Source organism: Christiangramia sp. (assembly GCF_029937855.1).
Classification (GTDB): Bacteria; Bacteroidota; Bacteroidia; order Flavobacteriales; family Flavobacteriaceae; genus Christiangramia.
The window spans coordinates 1-14,556 of record NZ_JAPYPC010000021.1; the positions used below are offsets into that span (position 1 = coordinate 1).

General features: G+C 36.2%; 19 protein-coding genes. 8 read left to right on the plus strand and 11 right to left on the minus strand.

What is annotated here, in order from left to right; genetic code table 11:
- Positions 1 to 337: glycosyltransferase family 2 protein (locus tag Q1K34_RS11555; RefSeq protein ID WP_300438826.1), on the minus strand; the 337-nt coding region annotated here is incomplete at its 3' end.
- Between the two features lie 3 nt (positions 338 to 340).
- Positions 341 to 871, minus strand: a complete 531-nt coding sequence (locus Q1K34_RS11560) for a DUF4199 domain-containing protein (RefSeq protein WP_300438828.1) — start codon at positions 869 to 871, stop codon at positions 341 to 343.
- Positions 872 to 1,021: 150 nt separating this feature from the next.
- On the opposite strand from Q1K34_RS11560, the gene Q1K34_RS11565 reads away from it, so the two are divergent.
- Positions 1,022 to 1,276 carry a type B 50S ribosomal protein L31 gene (locus tag Q1K34_RS11565; protein WP_108171751.1) on the plus strand — a complete coding sequence of 85 codons (255 nt, stop codon included), beginning with the start codon at positions 1,022 to 1,024 and terminating at the stop codon, positions 1,274 to 1,276.
- 124 nt (positions 1,277 to 1,400) lie between these two features.
- Complete coding sequence (locus Q1K34_RS11570) at positions 1,401 to 2,576, plus strand: GlmU family protein (RefSeq protein WP_300438831.1); 1,176 nt, start codon at positions 1,401 to 1,403, stop codon at positions 2,574 to 2,576.
- Here Q1K34_RS11570 and Q1K34_RS11575 read toward each other — a convergent pair.
- A complete protein-coding gene (locus Q1K34_RS11575; RefSeq protein WP_300438833.1) occupies positions 2,573 to 2,827 on the minus strand; it encodes a hypothetical protein in 255 nt (84 codons plus the stop codon). The genes Q1K34_RS11570 and Q1K34_RS11575 overlap by 4 nt on opposite strands.
- A gap of 118 nt (positions 2,828 to 2,945) precedes the next feature.
- Between Q1K34_RS11575 and mtaB the strand changes: the two genes are divergently transcribed.
- Complete coding sequence (gene mtaB / locus Q1K34_RS11580; protein ID WP_300438835.1) at positions 2,946 to 4,277, plus strand: tRNA (N(6)-L-threonylcarbamoyladenosine(37)-C(2))-methylthiotransferase MtaB; 1,332 nt, start codon at positions 2,946 to 2,948, stop codon at positions 4,275 to 4,277.
- On the opposite strand, the gene Q1K34_RS11585 is transcribed toward mtaB, so the two are convergent.
- Together Q1K34_RS11585 and Q1K34_RS11590 are read right to left on the minus strand one after the other, a co-directional pair.
- Positions 4,274 to 4,570, minus strand: a complete 297-nt coding sequence (locus Q1K34_RS11585) for an N-acetyltransferase (RefSeq protein ID WP_300438837.1) — start codon at positions 4,568 to 4,570, stop codon at positions 4,274 to 4,276. The two genes, mtaB and Q1K34_RS11585, sit on opposite strands and share 4 nt — an antisense overlap.
- A gap of 11 nt (positions 4,571 to 4,581) precedes the next feature.
- Positions 4,582 to 5,295 carry a pirin family protein gene (locus tag Q1K34_RS11590; protein ID WP_300438841.1) on the minus strand — a complete coding sequence of 238 codons (714 nt, stop codon included), beginning with the start codon at positions 5,293 to 5,295 and terminating at the stop codon, positions 4,582 to 4,584.
- A gap of 100 nt (positions 5,296 to 5,395) precedes the next feature.
- Between Q1K34_RS11590 and Q1K34_RS11595 the strand changes: the two genes are divergently transcribed.
- Both Q1K34_RS11595 and Q1K34_RS11600 read left to right on the plus strand, forming a co-directional pair.
- Complete coding sequence (locus tag Q1K34_RS11595; protein WP_300438843.1) at positions 5,396 to 6,100, plus strand: alpha/beta hydrolase; 705 nt, start codon at positions 5,396 to 5,398, stop codon at positions 6,098 to 6,100.
- A gap of 6 nt (positions 6,101 to 6,106) precedes the next feature.
- Entirely contained in the window at positions 6,107 to 7,063 is a 957-nt protein-coding gene (locus Q1K34_RS11600) for a lytic transglycosylase domain-containing protein (RefSeq protein ID WP_300438846.1), read from the plus strand.
- A 9-nt stretch (positions 7,064 to 7,072) separates the two neighbouring features.
- On the opposite strand, the gene Q1K34_RS11605 is transcribed toward Q1K34_RS11600, so the two are convergent.
- Together Q1K34_RS11605 and Q1K34_RS11610 are read right to left on the minus strand one after the other, a co-directional pair.
- Positions 7,073 to 7,777 (minus strand): TlpA disulfide reductase family protein, encoded by a 705-nt coding sequence (locus Q1K34_RS11605; RefSeq protein WP_300438848.1) that lies wholly within the window; start codon positions 7,775 to 7,777, stop codon positions 7,073 to 7,075.
- 122 nt (positions 7,778 to 7,899) lie between these two features.
- Positions 7,900 to 8,415 (minus strand): DUF2892 domain-containing protein, encoded by a 516-nt coding sequence (locus Q1K34_RS11610; protein ID WP_300438851.1) that lies wholly within the window; start codon positions 8,413 to 8,415, stop codon positions 7,900 to 7,902.
- 152 nt (positions 8,416 to 8,567) lie between these two features.
- On the opposite strand from Q1K34_RS11610, the gene rpmH reads away from it, so the two are divergent.
- The 3 genes from rpmH (at position 8,568) to Q1K34_RS11625 (ending at position 12,195) form a co-directional block, all read left to right on the plus strand.
- A complete protein-coding gene (gene rpmH, locus Q1K34_RS11615; protein WP_011708966.1) occupies positions 8,568 to 8,726 on the plus strand; it encodes a 50S ribosomal protein L34 in 159 nt (52 codons plus the stop codon).
- Positions 8,727 to 8,843: 117 nt separating this feature from the next.
- Positions 8,844 to 11,696: a carbamoyl-phosphate synthase large subunit gene (gene carB, locus Q1K34_RS11620; RefSeq protein ID WP_300438854.1), complete on the plus strand. Its 2,853-nt coding sequence runs from the start codon at positions 8,844 to 8,846 to the stop codon at positions 11,694 to 11,696.
- Between the two features lie 100 nt (positions 11,697 to 11,796).
- A complete protein-coding gene (locus Q1K34_RS11625) occupies positions 11,797 to 12,195 on the plus strand; it encodes a DUF423 domain-containing protein (RefSeq protein ID WP_300438856.1) in 399 nt (132 codons plus the stop codon).
- Here the strand turns inward: Q1K34_RS11625 and Q1K34_RS11630 are convergent.
- From Q1K34_RS11630 to Q1K34_RS11645, 4 genes are read right to left on the minus strand one after another with little or no spacing between them, the layout of a single operon-like run.
- On the minus strand, positions 12,192 to 12,653 hold the full coding sequence (locus tag Q1K34_RS11630) for a hypothetical protein (RefSeq protein WP_300438858.1): 462 nt from the start codon (positions 12,651 to 12,653) through the stop codon (positions 12,192 to 12,194). The genes Q1K34_RS11625 and Q1K34_RS11630 overlap by 4 nt on opposite strands.
- Positions 12,654 to 12,685: 32 nt before the next feature.
- Complete coding sequence (locus Q1K34_RS11635; RefSeq protein ID WP_300438861.1) at positions 12,686 to 13,639, minus strand: bile acid:sodium symporter; 954 nt, start codon at positions 13,637 to 13,639, stop codon at positions 12,686 to 12,688.
- Positions 13,636 to 14,187, minus strand: a complete 552-nt coding sequence (locus Q1K34_RS11640) for an acyl-CoA thioesterase (protein WP_300438864.1) — start codon at positions 14,185 to 14,187, stop codon at positions 13,636 to 13,638. Before Q1K34_RS11640 ends, Q1K34_RS11635 begins: the two co-directional genes overlap by 4 nt.
- 2 nt (positions 14,188 to 14,189) lie before the next feature.
- The gene (locus Q1K34_RS11645) at positions 14,190 to 14,555 is read right to left on the minus strand and encodes a 6-phosphogluconate dehydrogenase (RefSeq protein ID WP_300438866.1); all 366 of its coding nucleotides are present in this window, start codon (positions 14,553 to 14,555) and stop codon (positions 14,190 to 14,192) included.
- Between the last annotated feature and the right edge of the window lies 1 nt (position 14,556).

Genomic DNA, 14,556 nt, shown 5'->3' on the forward strand with positions numbered 1-14,556 from the left:
CTTCATTTATGATCATATTATATAACTCCGGGATTTCTTCCGGATTATCCTGGAGATCGGCATCCATCGTGATCACTACCTCTCCCTGGGCTTTTAGAAAGCCGGCATGTAAGGCCTGGGATTTTCCGTAGTTGCGATTAAAACGGATCCCTTTTACGCGATCATCGGCCTTAGCAAGGGATTCTATAGTTCGCCAGGAACCATCGGTACTGCCGTCATCAATAAATATGATCTCATAAGAAAAGGAATTGGATCGTAAGGTTTTTACGATCCAATTATATAATTCTACCAGAGATTGTTCTTCGTTAAGAAGTGGTATTACAACCGATATCTGCATAAATTATGCGTTTGTGGTGTCTTTTTCCCTAAAAATTAAAGCTATTATCAGGCCAATTATAGAAAAAAATACAAGTTGAGATGCAAAACTAATTCCTATATTCTTTAAAGAAAAAGTTTCTTCTTTTTCCATCTGAACCATAGCTTCGTTGATCTGAGCTTCTGTCATACCAAAATTCTCAAACATTGCAGCCTGTTTCTCCATAGTGAGTTCTTTAAGGGTTTCAGCGGCTTCAGGATCAATAACATTAAAGAGAATCAAACTGAAAAGAGTCGCCAAAAAAAGACCAATTACCACAGTAAGGAAATAGTTAGAGAATGCATTTTTAAATGTAAAAAGTGATGTGCTAAGATCTTTGGCTTTTTTTACAGCCATGGTGGCGAGTACTATAATTAAAATCAGATTGATTACCATTAAATACCATTCGGTCATCAACGAAATGTCAAAAGCATAAATGAGTACTGCAATGAGAATTAAAGCGATTCCAAGATATACGCCATAACTGGTAGCTAGTTTTTTAGAAGATTTTTCCATAGGTTAGTTGAAGTTTGATTAATTTAGCAGTTAGTTAACAAATATAGTAAAACGTTACATTCTGAATTCAATTAAATATTTTTCCAAATTTATTTGTAGTTCAGGAGTAATTAGTTAAATTTGCACCTCGAAAATTAAAAGATCAAAGCGATGAAGCAGGGAATCCATCCGGAAAATTATAGATTAGTAGCTTTTAAAGATATGTCTAATGAAGATGTGTTTATCACAAAGTCTACTGCAAAGACAAAAGAAAGTATTGAAGTTGACGGAACTGAATACCCGTTGGTAAAACTGGAGATATCCAGAACTTCTCATCCATATTATACCGGGCAAACCAAGCTTGTGGATAGTGCTGGTAGAATTGATAAATTCAAAAACAAATATTCAAAATTTAAGAAGAAATAATAATTTCTTTTATTTTTTAAGATATATAAGCCGCTCATCAGCGGCTTTTTTATTTTACTGTTTTGTATAATAAAGCCTTTGGTTTTGTTCAGGAACTCTTAATTTTGCGAAAATCTTAAATACAATGAATTACATTCTTTTCGATGGTTCATCACGCGATGATCTTTTGCCCTTTACATTTACCCGGCCCGTTGCAGATATTAGAATAGGTATTCTAACTGTTCGTGAAAAGTGGGAGAAAATGTTGGGTAATCAAACTTCCACCAAAACCGAAGATTATCTTAGTGGTAAATGGCCAATTATAATAGGTGAAAAGAATATTTTTATTAATTCTTCCTTTATTCCGAATAAAGATTTAGTTGAAAGTATTCAATCTTTACAGGAGAATCAGAAGTTGGTTGCAAAAAATGAGGATACTATAGCTTACTTTCAGCAAGGGAATTCTGAAGTTGATTTGAATTCGTTTGAAACTATAGAAACAGAAGTAGAAACTCTAAAAGTAGCACATACCTGGGATATATTTTCTAAAAACAGAGAAGCTATCGAATCAGATTTTAGGTTAATTACTCAAAATAGAAAATCTCAGGCTATCCACGAATCAAATTTTGTAAAAGCGGCTGGTAATGTTTTTATAGAGGAAGGTGCGATAGTGGAAAATTGTAGTTTAAATGCTTCTGATGGTCCTATTTATATAGGTAAGGATGCTGTGGTTATGGAAGGTTCTTTGATTCGCGGTCCTTTTGCTTTATGTGAGGGAGCTATGGTTAAACTTGGTGCTAAAATATATGGAGCTACCACCATTGGACCTGCATGTAAGGTTGGCGGAGAAATAAATAATTCAGTGCTATTTGAGAATAGTAATAAAGGGCATGATGGCTTCCTGGGTAATTCGGTCCTGGGGGAATGGTGTAATATAGGCGCCGATTCAAATAATTCCAACCTGAAGAATAATTATGCAGAGGTGAGGTTGTGGAATTATAAATCTGAAAATTTTGCAAAAACAGGTCTACAGTTTTGTGGTTTAATGATGGGTGATCACAGTAAATGCGCCATTAATACCATGTTTAATACCGGAACTGTTATTGGGGTGAGTGCAAATATTTTTGGCAGTGGTTTTCCCCGTAACTTCGTTCCCGGTTTCAGTTGGGGAGGTAGTGCAGGAACCAGTACCTATAAGCTTGAGAAAGCTCTTGAAACAGCAGAACTTGTAATGCAGCGAAGAGAGGTACAATTAACCGAAGAAGATCGAAAGATCCTTACAAATGTTTTTGATTATTCGGCTAAATGGAGAAAGAATTAGAGTTTAATAAATAAGAAAAGCACTCCAAGGCTTAGAAAGATCAAAGCAGAAATTACCAGGACCTTATAATGCTTTTTTTTATGTGCTTTTAAGATATTGGCTTGAAAGCGCTCAAGATCCTCCTCTGTTAAACGTCCCTTTTGCAATATTCTCTGAAAACCTGAATCTGAATTTGATTCTAAACTATTTTTATTGCCATACCTGCTGGATTTTTCTTTAATTTCAGCGCTATTGGCACTTCCCAAATTCATAGCTATTTATTGAATTATGATCTTTTAAAGGTAATAAAAAAAGCCTCATTTTATAGAAACATTTTTAGTTGGTATCTTTGCAGCCCAATTTGCAAATTGGTTATCAATAAATCAGGCTATGGAAACTAAGAAAGTCGCATTTTATACCCTCGGTTGTAAGCTGAATTTTTCAGAAACATCAACAATTGCAAGATCTTTTGAGAACGAAGGTTTTAAACGTGTAGACTTTTCTGAAAAAGCAGATATTTATGTGATCAATACCTGTTCGGTAACCGAAAATGCCGATAAGAGATTTAAAACTATTGTGAAACAGGCACAGAAAGTTAATGAAAATGCTTTTTTGGTAGCTGTTGGTTGTTACGCCCAGCTAAAACCGGAAGAACTGGCTGCTGTAGACGGTGTAGATCTGGTTTTAGGAGCTACAGAGAAATTTAAGATTACAGACTACCTTAACGATCTCACAAAAAATGACTTTGGCGAAGTGCATTCCTGTGAAATTAATGAGGCCGACTTTTATGTGGGTTCTTATTCCATAGGAGACAGGACCAGGGCCTTTTTGAAAGTTCAGGATGGTTGTGATTATAAATGTACTTATTGTACGATTCCGTTAGCCAGAGGTATCTCCAGAAGTGATAAGCTGGAGAATGTGTTGAATAATGCTTCTGAAATTTCTGAACAGGGGATCAAGGAAATTGTACTTACCGGCGTGAACATAGGAGATTACGGTAAAGGGGAATTCGGAAATAAAAAGCATGAACATACTTTTTTAGATTTAGTAAAAGCTTTAGATGAAGTAGAGGGTATTGAAAGACTGCGTATATCGTCTATTGAGCCAAATTTGCTCAAAAACGAAACTATAGATTTTGTTTCTGAAAGCAGAACTTTTGTACCGCACTTTCATATTCCGTTACAAAGCGGGAGCGATGAAATCCTCAAACTTATGCGTCGTAGATATATGAGTGATCTTTATGTAGACAGGGTGAAAAGGATTAGGAAGGTTATGCCCCATGCCTGTATAGGAGTTGATGTAATTGTAGGTTTTCCTGGTGAAACTGACGAACATTTTCTGGAAACCTATAATTTCCTAAGTGAGTTGGATATTTCTTATTTGCACGTATTTACTTATTCTGAAAGGGACAATACACCGGCAGCTGAAATGGAGAGTGTTGTTCCAGTGAAGGTAAGGAAGAAAAGAAGTAAAATGTTAAGAGGTCTTTCTGCTAAGAAAAGACGTGCTTTTTATGAAAGTCAGTTAGGAAATACTGGTACGGTATTATTCGAAGGAGAGAATAAAGAAGGTTATATTCATGGATTCACTGAAAACTATGTAAAAGTAAAGGCACCGTGGAATCCTGAAAAAATAAATACTCTTCAGAAAATTAAACTGACAAAAATCGATGAGGACGGGTTGGTAAGATTTGAAGAATTAACCGAACCAGCCTTGGTTTAAATATTGATGCCCACGGGCAAAAGATCTTTATATTTTCTTCTGTTTTTTCTAATAAAACTGGCAATTTCTGGACTGGTGGGGACTACCCGGGTGTTACGCTCCTTAATTTCAGCAAGAACTGCTTTGATAAAATCTTCTTGTTTGTCTTCACTGTTTTCAGGCATTCTCAATTTTGTTAAAAATATTTTTCTTTCCTGTTGAGAATATTCGATGATTGCCAGTTCATCATTAATGCGAGTTTCGAATTGTCTTAGAAACTCATTGTCTGTAATAATCATCTCTTCATCACTCATTTCTAATAGATTTAATTCATAGGCACTTCAATTAGAAGCACCTTTGATGGGTTGTTAAACTCAAGGGATATTTTAGAAGTGTTCCAAATTCCCACGGCATCTCGTTTTTTTAGGATAGTCTCTTCAAAATTTGCTTCACCTTCAATTAAAAAAACATAGACTCCGTTATTTTCACTTTTCAGATGGTAGTCAATTTTTTTGCCAGGCTGAAAATTACCAAGATGCAAATAAGCCTGCTGGTTTATATATAACGAATTTTCTGACTGGTCAGTTTTTGGAGCTACCACATTAATAAGTTGATTAGAATCCAGTAATTCTGAAAAATTTCTCTGATCGTAACGCGGTTCTATATCATTTTTCTCAGGAAAAATCCATATTTGAAGCATATTTAATTCCTCCTGTGAAGAGTTAAATTCACTATGTTCCACTCCGGTGCCAGCGCTCATCACCTGTACTTCACCTGCTTTGACCACTGCGCTATTGTTCATGGAATCTTTATGTCTTATCTCTCCTTTTAAAGGAATAGAAATGATCTCCATATTTTTATGTGGATGAGTGCCAAATCCCATTCCAGATTGTACATAATCATCATTCAGTACCCTTAAAAGACCGAATTGTACTTTTTCAGGATCAAAAAAATTTGCAAAGCTGAAAGAATAGTTAGCGTTAAGCCATCCGTGATTGGCTTTACCCCGTCTATTTGCGGGATGTAATACTTTCTCCATTTTTTGTGATTCGTAAATTTGAAAGTCAGGTTTTAAGCAGTAATTTTGATTGTTCAATTTACAATTTAATGCTAGGATTCTTTGTTATATACTTGTTAAAATGAGACAGGAGCAGAAGCGTAGACATGTATATTTAATGCCTGGAATGGCTACCGATTCGGCGATTTTTGAATATATAAAATTACCCGAAGATATCTTTGAAATACATTTGTTGCAATGGAAGATTCCTGAAAATAATGAAAGCCTGCAGAATTATGTAAAAAGAATGCTAAGACATGTACATCATCAAGATATTGTCTTAATAGGAGTATCATTTGGCGGGATAATTGTTCAGGAAATGGCGAAATACCTTGAGGTAAATAGACTTATTATTATTTCGAGCGTTAAATGTAGTAGTGAATTACCTTCAAGGATGAAATTTGCATCGAGGACAGGTCTTTTTAGAATCATACCAACGAGTCTTGCGAGTTATAAAGATTATTTTGAAAAGTTTGCCTTTGGTGATTTCCTCAAAAAGAGAGCTAAACTATATAAGCAGTATATTTCTATTACAGATAAAAAATATTTGGATTGGGCGATTAAAAATATGGTGAACTGGACATGCGAAAGGCCTGATGAAAAGGTGATTCATATCCATGGAGATAAGGATGAAGTGTTTCCAATAAAAAATATGGATAATGCTATTGTAGTTCCGGGTGGAACCCATATTATGATCATCAATAGGTTTAAATGGTTTAATGAATATCTGCCAGAATTAATCCTAACAGGAAAAATACAAGAAAGAAAAAACGAAAAAGTTAATTAAATAGCTATGAAAATTTTAAAGAATGGATTACTTATCGTTGGTTTGTTCACTGTGTGCGCGGTAAGTATTAATGCAGTACAGCAAGAACAGCCGGAAGCTGCTATGAAGAATAGAACTGCTGATAATATTGATGATGAAAGTGTTGCTGATACTTATAAAATTAAGGCATTACCAATGCCTGAAGATCTGGAATTCGCTGGAGAATCTGTTCCGTTAAACGATCCTGATATTTATGAAAGAATGGATCGGGAACTTTTAGTAAATACATACTGGCAATCGAACGCACTACTGTTGATGAAACGAGCGCATAAATATTTCCCTGTGATTGAGCCTGTTTTAAAAGAGGAAGGAATTCCAGATGATTTTAAATATCTGGCGGTTATTGAAAGTGGGTTGACCCATGCTGTTTCACCAGCAAGAGCCGTTGGGTTCTGGCAGATTTTAGAAAGTACAGGTAAAGAATATGGGCTGGAAATTAACGGGAATGTAGATGAACGATATCATATTGAAAAATCCACACGCGTAGCAGCCGATTATCTAAAGAAAGCCAAGGCAAGGTTTGGTTCCTGGACACTGGCAGCAGCTTCTTATAATGCGGGTCATTATGGAGTGGATAAACAATTGGATAGACAGAAAGTAGGGGAGTATTATGATTTGTTGTTAGGAGAGGAAACCGGCAGATATGTTTTTCGGATTCTTGCAGTTAAGGAAATTATGACGAATCCTGAAAAATATGGTTTCAGTTTTAATGAAAGTGATTTATATACACACATTCCGGTAAAAAAAGTAAAAGTGGATACGGTGGTTACATATTTTCCGGATTTCGCAGAAAATTTTGGGATCAACTATAAAATTTTAAAGGTTCATAATCCCTGGTTAAGGGATGATCATCTTAAAAATGCTTCCAGGAAAACTTATTATATAGATATTCCGGAAGAAGGATATTATCCTGAAATCAAATAGTAAGTAGAATTAATCCACCTGAACATTGTCGGCATAGACTTCCTCATATTCCTTTACAAGGTTTTTCGAGATGGAAGCTTCTAAGGCAATATAATTTTCGCGGTAAGCTGTTTCTTCTTCAGTTTGCATAGGGGGGAACACACTTCTTCTAATATCCATGATCTTTTTGTCTTCATCAAGAAGAAAACAGGTAGGTAGACCAAGGGAATGTTTTAATTGTCTAACGACATAAGCTCCCTGGTTTTTTGACTCATCTACATAAACCACAGAAATATTGGAAGAAAACTTTTCAGCTAACTCCTTTACCTTTTCTTTCTTGTCCCAGAATAAAACGATAAAATCGATTTTATCTTTATATTCTAATGCCAGTTCATTTATTGCAGGGATTTCTCCTTTACTGGGAATACACCAGGAGGCGTAAGTTATGAGGAATACAGATTTTTTATAATCGTAAAGATTTACAACATTTTTTTTAAGGCCCTGAAATTTAAAGTTATCCATATAGGCTCCTTCCAAATGCGTATTGGTAAAATCTTCAAAAAGTTGTTTTCCTTTTTCGTAATCGTTAAATCTATATGCTAAATCTGCTTTCTTGTTGTAATCGGAAAGGTGCATATAAAGCTTTTCAGTAAAATAACTTTTATTCTGCAAGTTCTCTTGCTGGGAAAAAACGGAAGGGGCGATAAATAGAAAAACTAGTAATAGTTTTTTCATGCAATCTTTGGGGTTGGTTTGCGCAAAAGTATACCAGGAAAGGATTGCAGAGAAAAATTTTCGGTGAAGTACCTATTTATTAGTTAAAAGAGAAAATGTTCTTAAAATGTTAATAACAAAAGCTATATTTTCTTCATTTGCTCTTTCATCATTCGAATTTGATCATTCATCATGCCATGTTTATCAAGCTTTTTAGCTTCATTAAGTAGTGTGGTTGCTTCTCTTTTTCTTCTTTTCGTCATAGCGATCCCGGCCAGGTTCAGTTTTGCCATCGCAAGGTCGTGATCCATGGAAAGACCCAAGCGAAGAGCGCGTTTAAAGAACTTTTCAGCCTGCGTGATATTGGTTTGGGAAACCATTAGACCATGAAGATACCAGTAATATCCCTGTTGTTTTTTTACCAAAGCTTTTTCAGGATCCTTAATTCTATCCAGCCATTTCTTTGCGCCGGGAAAATCCTGTTTTCTTAGTCTAAGAAAAGCTAAAAGGATCATTTCGTTTTTGAAATATAGGAATATGAAAATTCCCGAAAGTAATAAGAGAAATATACCGTTACCTATATTACCTTCGATAAACTGCCAGATTGCTGTCGCAATGATTAGGCCGGCTAAAACTAATTTGAAATTTTTATTGAACATTTTGAGTCTTCATTTTTCCAGGCGGCAAAGGTAATAAAAACAATTAGAAATTATTTCAAATTAGTATTTGCAGTACTTAAAAAGCTTTGTATATTTGCACGCAGTTTTAAAGACAGACAAAACGAATTTACAGAAGATAAAAGATACTCACAATGAAAAGAACGTTTCAACCATCTAAGAGGAAAAGAAAAAATAAGCACGGCTTTAGGGAGCGTATGGCAAGTGCAAACGGAAGAAAAGTCCTTGCGCGAAGAAGAGCTAAGGGTAGAAAGAAATTATCTGTATCTTCTGAAAACAGACACAAACATTAATGATTTTCATTATCTAAAATAATAAAGGTGTTACTTTTTGAGTAACGCCTTTTTTTATATCTAAACGCTTCTTAATTTTACTGCAAACACAACTTAAAGCGAATACAACTCATTATCATGCCTAAAAACAAAGACATCAAGTGCGTTCTAATTATAGGTTCAGGTCCAATTATTATTGGCCAGGCCTGTGAATTCGATTATTCCGGAACTCAATCCCTTCGTTCTTTAAGGGAAGACGGAATAAAGACCATTCTAATTAATTCAAATCCGGCAACCATCATGACAGATCCCTCTATGGCAGATCATGTCTATTTGAAGCCATTAACTACAAAATCTATCATTGAGATCTTAAAGGAGCATCCGGAAGTTGATGCTGTTTTGCCTACAATGGGAGGTCAAACGGCTTTAAACCTTTGTATCGAGGCTGATGAAAAAGGTATCTGGAACGATTTTAATGTAAAACTTATAGGTGTTGATATTGATGCTATCAATATTTGTGAAGATAGGGAAGAGTTTAAGCAGTTGATGGGAAGAATTGATATTCCAGTAGCACCTGCTAAAACTGTTACTTCCTACCTGCAGGGTAAAGAAGTAGCCCAGGAATTCGGATATCCACTTGTTATCAGGGCTTCTTACACACTTGGAGGAGGTGGAGCAGGATTTGTTCATCGTGCAGAGGATTTTGATGAAATGCTTTCCCGTGGTTTAGAAGCATCTCCAATACACGAGGTACTTATAGATAAAGCTTTATTAGGCTGGAAAGAGTATGAATTGGAATTACTACGTGATCGTAATGATAATGTGGTGATCATTTGTACTATAGAAAATATGGATCCCATGGGAATCCATACCGGAGATTCCATTACCGTTGCTCCTGCAATGACTTTAAGTGATAAGGCATTTCAGAAGATGCGGGATATGGCGATTAAGATGATGAGAAGTATTGGTGATTTCGCCGGCGGCTGTAATGTTCAGTTTGCGGTGAGTCCAGACGAAAATGAGGATGTTTACGCTATAGAGATTAATCCGCGTGTATCAAGATCTTCCGCATTAGCTTCTAAAGCAACCGGATATCCTATTGCAAAAATTGCCACTAAATTAGCCCTCGGTTACAATCTGGATGAACTGGATAATCAAATTACGCAATCTACTTCCGCATTGTTTGAACCATCCCTGGATTATGTGATAGTGAAAATTCCCCGGTGGAATTTCGATAAATTTGAAGGGTCTGACAGAACACTTGGTCTTCAGATGAAATCTGTAGGGGAAGTGATGGGAATTGGAAGATCTTTTCAGGAAGCCCTTCACAAAGCAACTCAGTCCTTAGAAATTAAACGTAATGGACTCGGTGCCGATGGCAAAGGTTATACAGATTACGACCAAATTATTGATAAATTAACCCATCCCAGTTGGGATAGGGTGTTTGTGATTTATGATGCTATTCAAATGGGGATTCCTTTGAGCAGGATACACGAAATCACGAAAATTGATATGTGGTTCCTAAAACAATATGAAGAACTTCATGCACTGGATGTAGAAATATCAAAATTTGATATCAATAATCTCCCTAAAGACCTTCTGCTGGAAGCCAAGCAAAAAGGTTTTGCAGACAGGCAGATAGCTCATATGCTGGATTGCCTGGAGAGCGATGTGTACAACAAAAGGGAGGAATTAGGAGTAAACAGGGTTTATAAGCTTGTGGATACCTGTGCTGCAGAATTTAAAGCGGAAACTCCTTATTATTATTCCACTTTTGAAGAAGGAATTCTTTCAAAGGATGGTGAATTCTATACTTCAAATGAAAGTCAGGTTTCGGACCGCAAAAAAATAATTGTCCTTGGTTCAGGACCTAACAGAATAGGACAGGGAATTGAATTTGACTATAGCTGTGTGCACGGGGTTCTTGCGGCATCAGAATGTGGTTATGAAACCATCATGATAAACTGTAATCCTGAAACGGTTTCGACAGATTTTGATATTGCCGATAAATTATATTTTGAACCTGTCTTCTGGGAGCATATCTATGATATCATAAGACATGAAAAGCCTGAAGGAGTGATCGTTCAGCTTGGAGGTCAAACTGCTCTTAAACTGGCTGAAAAGCTTGACAGGTATGGAATTAAGATCATGGGAACGAGTTACGAAGCGCTGGATCTTGCCGAAGATCGGGGAAGTTTCTCCAGATTGCTCCAGGAAAATGATATTCCATATCCGGATTTTGGAACCGCTGAAAATGCCGATGAAGCTCTGGCACTGGCAGATGAATTAGATTTTCCTATTCTGGTGAGGCCCTCTTACGTTTTAGGTGGGCAGGGAATGAAGATCGTTATTAATAAAGATGAACTGGAAGAACATGTAGTAGATCTTCTACGTAAGATACCTAATAACAAATTATTACTTGATCACTACCTGGATGGCGCTATCGAAGCTGAGGCTGATGCTATTTGTGATGGGGAAGACATCCATATCATTGGGATAATGGAGCATATTGAGCCTTGCGGAATTCATTCCGGTGACTCCCATGCACTTTTACCTCCTTTCAACCTTGGCGATCTTGTAATGCAGCAGATAAAAGATCATACCAAAAAGATTGCCTTAGCACTTAATACCGTTGGATTGATCAATATACAGTTTGCGATCAAAGATGATAAAGTTTTCATTATTGAAGCGAATCCAAGAGCTTCCAGAACGGTGCCTTTTATCGCGAAGGCGTATAAGGAACCTTACGTAAATTATGCTACCAAAGTGATGCTTGGAGAGAAAAAGGTGAAAGATTTTAATTTCAATCCAAGGCTGGAAGGTTATGCGATAAAACAACCGGTATTTTCTTTTAATAAATTCTATAACGTGAATAAACAGCTCGGCCCAGAAATGAAAAGTACCGGGGAGAGCATTCTTTTTATAGACAGTTTAAAGGATGATGAATTTTACGAACTCTACTCAAGAAGAAAAATGTATCTGAGTAAATAGGGGTCATTGAATATAACTCAAAGTCATTTCGGCTGAAAGGAGAAATCTATAAATGATGATTTATCTCTTTTCAATTGGAATGACTTTTATTATTTAGAAAATGAAAGAACTTGTATTAATTATAGGAGGTTTATATGGCACTCTGGCTATCATCCTTGGGGCTTTTGGTGCGCATGCTTTAAAAAATAAGTTTTCTGAAGATCAGTTAAAGAGTTTTGAAACAGGTGTGAAGTATCAAATGTACCATGCCCTCATTTTGATCATTTGCGGAGTTACTTTTCCTTTTCTTACTACAATGGAGATCGTGATGGGCTGGTGTTTTATAATAGGGGTTTTTCTTTTCTCATTCAGTATTTACGGACTCACCTGGAGTTCTTCTCAGGGAAAAAAACTGAAGTTTTTAGGGCCCGTTACTCCGCTTGGCGGTTTATTACTGATTGCTGGCTGGATATTGTTCACAATAAACCTGGCAGAGATTGCGATCTATCTTAATTCTTAATCGCAGTTGATTGGTTTCAATAAAATATTCTCATTCAGAATAAGGGTGCTGTGTTTTTGAAAAATAACCTTATTCAGAGTGTCTTTTACGGGGCCGTAGCCTTCCACGAGACCAGAATCTGTTTTAAAGAAAAATATTTCCCTCGTTGAACGGCTTCCTTCAGAATCAAATTCGTAATCGGCGAACAAACTATCTCCTTTCCATCTACCCTTAAAATCACCTTGATTGCGGTCTTTTCCGGAGAGTTTGTAGGTTAAATTCCCTTCTACCAGAGAATCTTCAAGATTGGTAACCTTTAAATATATCGTGTCTTTGTCTTTCGAATAACCATAACATCTTATATTTTTTGAAACTTCTATGGATTGAACAGCTTCTTTAGAAATCTCTTTTTGTTTCTTGCTGTCATTACACGAAATGATAAATAATATTATAAAAACAAAATAAACGGGTTTGTTCATTATCTTTTTTTATTCTAAAAATAGCTAAAATGTTATTTGCTGATTCCTCTTTTTCTATATTTTTCAGCAAACCAGGCTACGAGGATCAGTTGGGTGGAGTGATAAAGCATAATTGGTAAGAGTAATAAACCTGAATTAGCCGAACTTCCAAAGATTACCCGCATCATAACTGAACCATGTACGAGGGATTTTTTCGTTCCGCAGAACTGGGTGGCTATTTTGTCTTCCGTATTAAAGCCCAACATTTTTGAAAAATAACCAAGTCCGAAAAAGACCATAAAAAATAGGATGATTATAAGACCGGCCATTTTTAGTAAATCCTCTAATGCTATAGCTTTGATAAGCTCTGAAGTAAAAGATTTGCTGAAGCTTGAATAAATGATCAGGATAATAGTGGTTTTATCCAGCAGGCTTAACTGTTTTGAATATTTCCTGGCGATAGGTCCCAAATATCTTTGCAGAAGTAATCCCAGTGCTAATGGAAGGATGATTTGTAAGCAAAGTTTTTGCAATACAATTAAGAAATCAAAATCGGTAGTTTTTTCGAGGATAAAACCAATCCAAAGCGGAGTCGCAATAATTCCTATTAATCCTGAAAGGCTGGCATTAAATATGGCGGTGGGTAAATTTCCTTTTGCCAGTGCCACCATTACTACTGAAGAAGAAACGGTGGAAGGGAGTGTTCCAAGGAAGAATAAGGCGATCCAAAGATTAGATTCCAGTCCTTCTTCAAATAATGGCAGACATAGTAGGCATAGCAGGGGAAATAAAATAAAGGTCGTTAATTGTATTACGATGTGCACCTTATAATTCAATAATCCTGCCCTGAATTCTGATGGCTTTAATTTTAATCCGTAAAAAAAGAAAATTAAGCCTATTCCTATGTCTGTGAATGTTTTGAAGGGAAGTAAACTGATTCCCTGCGGAAACAAATAGGCAATACCTATAGCAATGAAAATGGCAAATATAAAGCCGAAGGACCTCAAGAATTAAGCTGAATTTTAGCTTTATGATCCTCGAGAATATGAAGATATTTCTCTGAAGAAAAATCTGTTTCATGAAACTCCTGCACTCTGTTTGTCTTCATGCTTTTTCTTTTGATACTTTTGGCAAAGCGCCTAATATGATCGTTATTTTTCAAAATAAGTCCTGGTACCGCCAGGGAATTTCCTTTGTCATCTTTTGCAACCATCGTGAAATAGGAAGAATTACAGTGTTTTTTAGCACCGGTCTGGATATTCTCGGCTTCCACTCGAATGCCTATTACCATAGAGCTTCTGCCTACATAATTTACGGAAGCCTTCATAGTGACTAATTCCCCAATTTCAATGGGCCTTAGAAAATCAACGGTATCCACACTTGCCGTAACACAATAGGCTCCGGAATGTTTAGATGCGCAGGCAAAAGCGATTTGGTCTAAAAGTGATAATATATAACCGCCATGAATTTTCCCATTGAAGTTGGAATGGGAGGGAAGCATTAATTCTGAAATTACTACCTGACTTTCTTTAATATCTTTGAATTGCTTTTGCATATTTATCTTCTAAAATGTGGACTTTCTGATTTTTCCACGTCGGTTATAAAATAATTGGTGTCACCCCAGAAGAAAAATGTTGAAAATCGTTCAATATAAGTGAGCTTCACATACTCCCCCTCATATTGCTGCAAATCCTTAATAACCTCATCATTATCGTCGAGTACAGAAAACTGAAAAATCTGGGCACCACTAATACCCTGACTAATCTCACCTTCCCAGGTTTTTGAAACAACCCCTTTCCGGCTGAATTTGATCAATTCTCCACTACGCGTTCCTTCACTATATGGCACAAAATAGATGAAGGCATAATATAAAAGCCATAGTATAAATATTCCGCCAAGTATATAAATTAAGGTTTTTTTCATT

Coding starts and splice junctions, on each gene's coding strand:
- Q1K34_RS11560 (WP_300438828.1), bottom strand. CDS start 871: ATGGAAAAATCTTCTAAAAAACTAGCTACCAGTTATGGCGTATATCTT.
- Q1K34_RS11600 (WP_300438846.1), top strand. CDS start 6,107: ATGAAAATTTTAAAGAATGGATTACTTATCGTTGGTTTGTTCACTGTG.
- Q1K34_RS11575 (WP_300438833.1), bottom strand. CDS start 2,827: ATGAATTTGGGAAGTGCCAATAGCGCTGAAATTAAAGAAAAATCCAGC.
- rpmH (WP_011708966.1), top strand. CDS start 8,568: ATGAAAAGAACGTTTCAACCATCTAAGAGGAAAAGAAAAAATAAGCAC.
- carB (WP_300438854.1), top strand. CDS start 8,844: ATGCCTAAAAACAAAGACATCAAGTGCGTTCTAATTATAGGTTCAGGT.
- Q1K34_RS11605 (WP_300438848.1), bottom strand. CDS start 7,777: ATGAAAAAACTATTACTAGTTTTTCTATTTATCGCCCCTTCCGTTTTT.
- Q1K34_RS11565 (WP_108171751.1), top strand. CDS start 1,022: ATGAAGCAGGGAATCCATCCGGAAAATTATAGATTAGTAGCTTTTAAA.
- mtaB (WP_300438835.1), top strand. CDS start 2,946: ATGGAAACTAAGAAAGTCGCATTTTATACCCTCGGTTGTAAGCTGAAT.
- Q1K34_RS11585 (WP_300438837.1), bottom strand. CDS start 4,570: ATGAGTGATGAAGAGATGATTATTACAGACAATGAGTTTCTAAGACAA.
- Q1K34_RS11590 (WP_300438841.1), bottom strand. CDS start 5,295: ATGGAGAAAGTATTACATCCCGCAAATAGACGGGGTAAAGCCAATCAC.
- Q1K34_RS11625 (WP_300438856.1), top strand. CDS start 11,797: ATGAAAGAACTTGTATTAATTATAGGAGGTTTATATGGCACTCTGGCT.
- Q1K34_RS11630 (WP_300438858.1), bottom strand. CDS start 12,653: ATGAACAAACCCGTTTATTTTGTTTTTATAATATTATTTATCATTTCG.
- Q1K34_RS11570 (WP_300438831.1), top strand. CDS start 1,401: ATGAATTACATTCTTTTCGATGGTTCATCACGCGATGATCTTTTGCCC.
- Q1K34_RS11595 (WP_300438843.1), top strand. CDS start 5,396: ATGAGACAGGAGCAGAAGCGTAGACATGTATATTTAATGCCTGGAATG.
- Q1K34_RS11640 (WP_300438864.1), bottom strand. CDS start 14,187: ATGCAAAAGCAATTCAAAGATATTAAAGAAAGTCAGGTAGTAATTTCA.
- Q1K34_RS11610 (WP_300438851.1), bottom strand. CDS start 8,415: ATGTTCAATAAAAATTTCAAATTAGTTTTAGCCGGCCTAATCATTGCG.
- Q1K34_RS11645 (WP_300438866.1), bottom strand. CDS start 14,555: ATGAAAAAAACCTTAATTTATATACTTGGCGGAATATTTATACTATGG.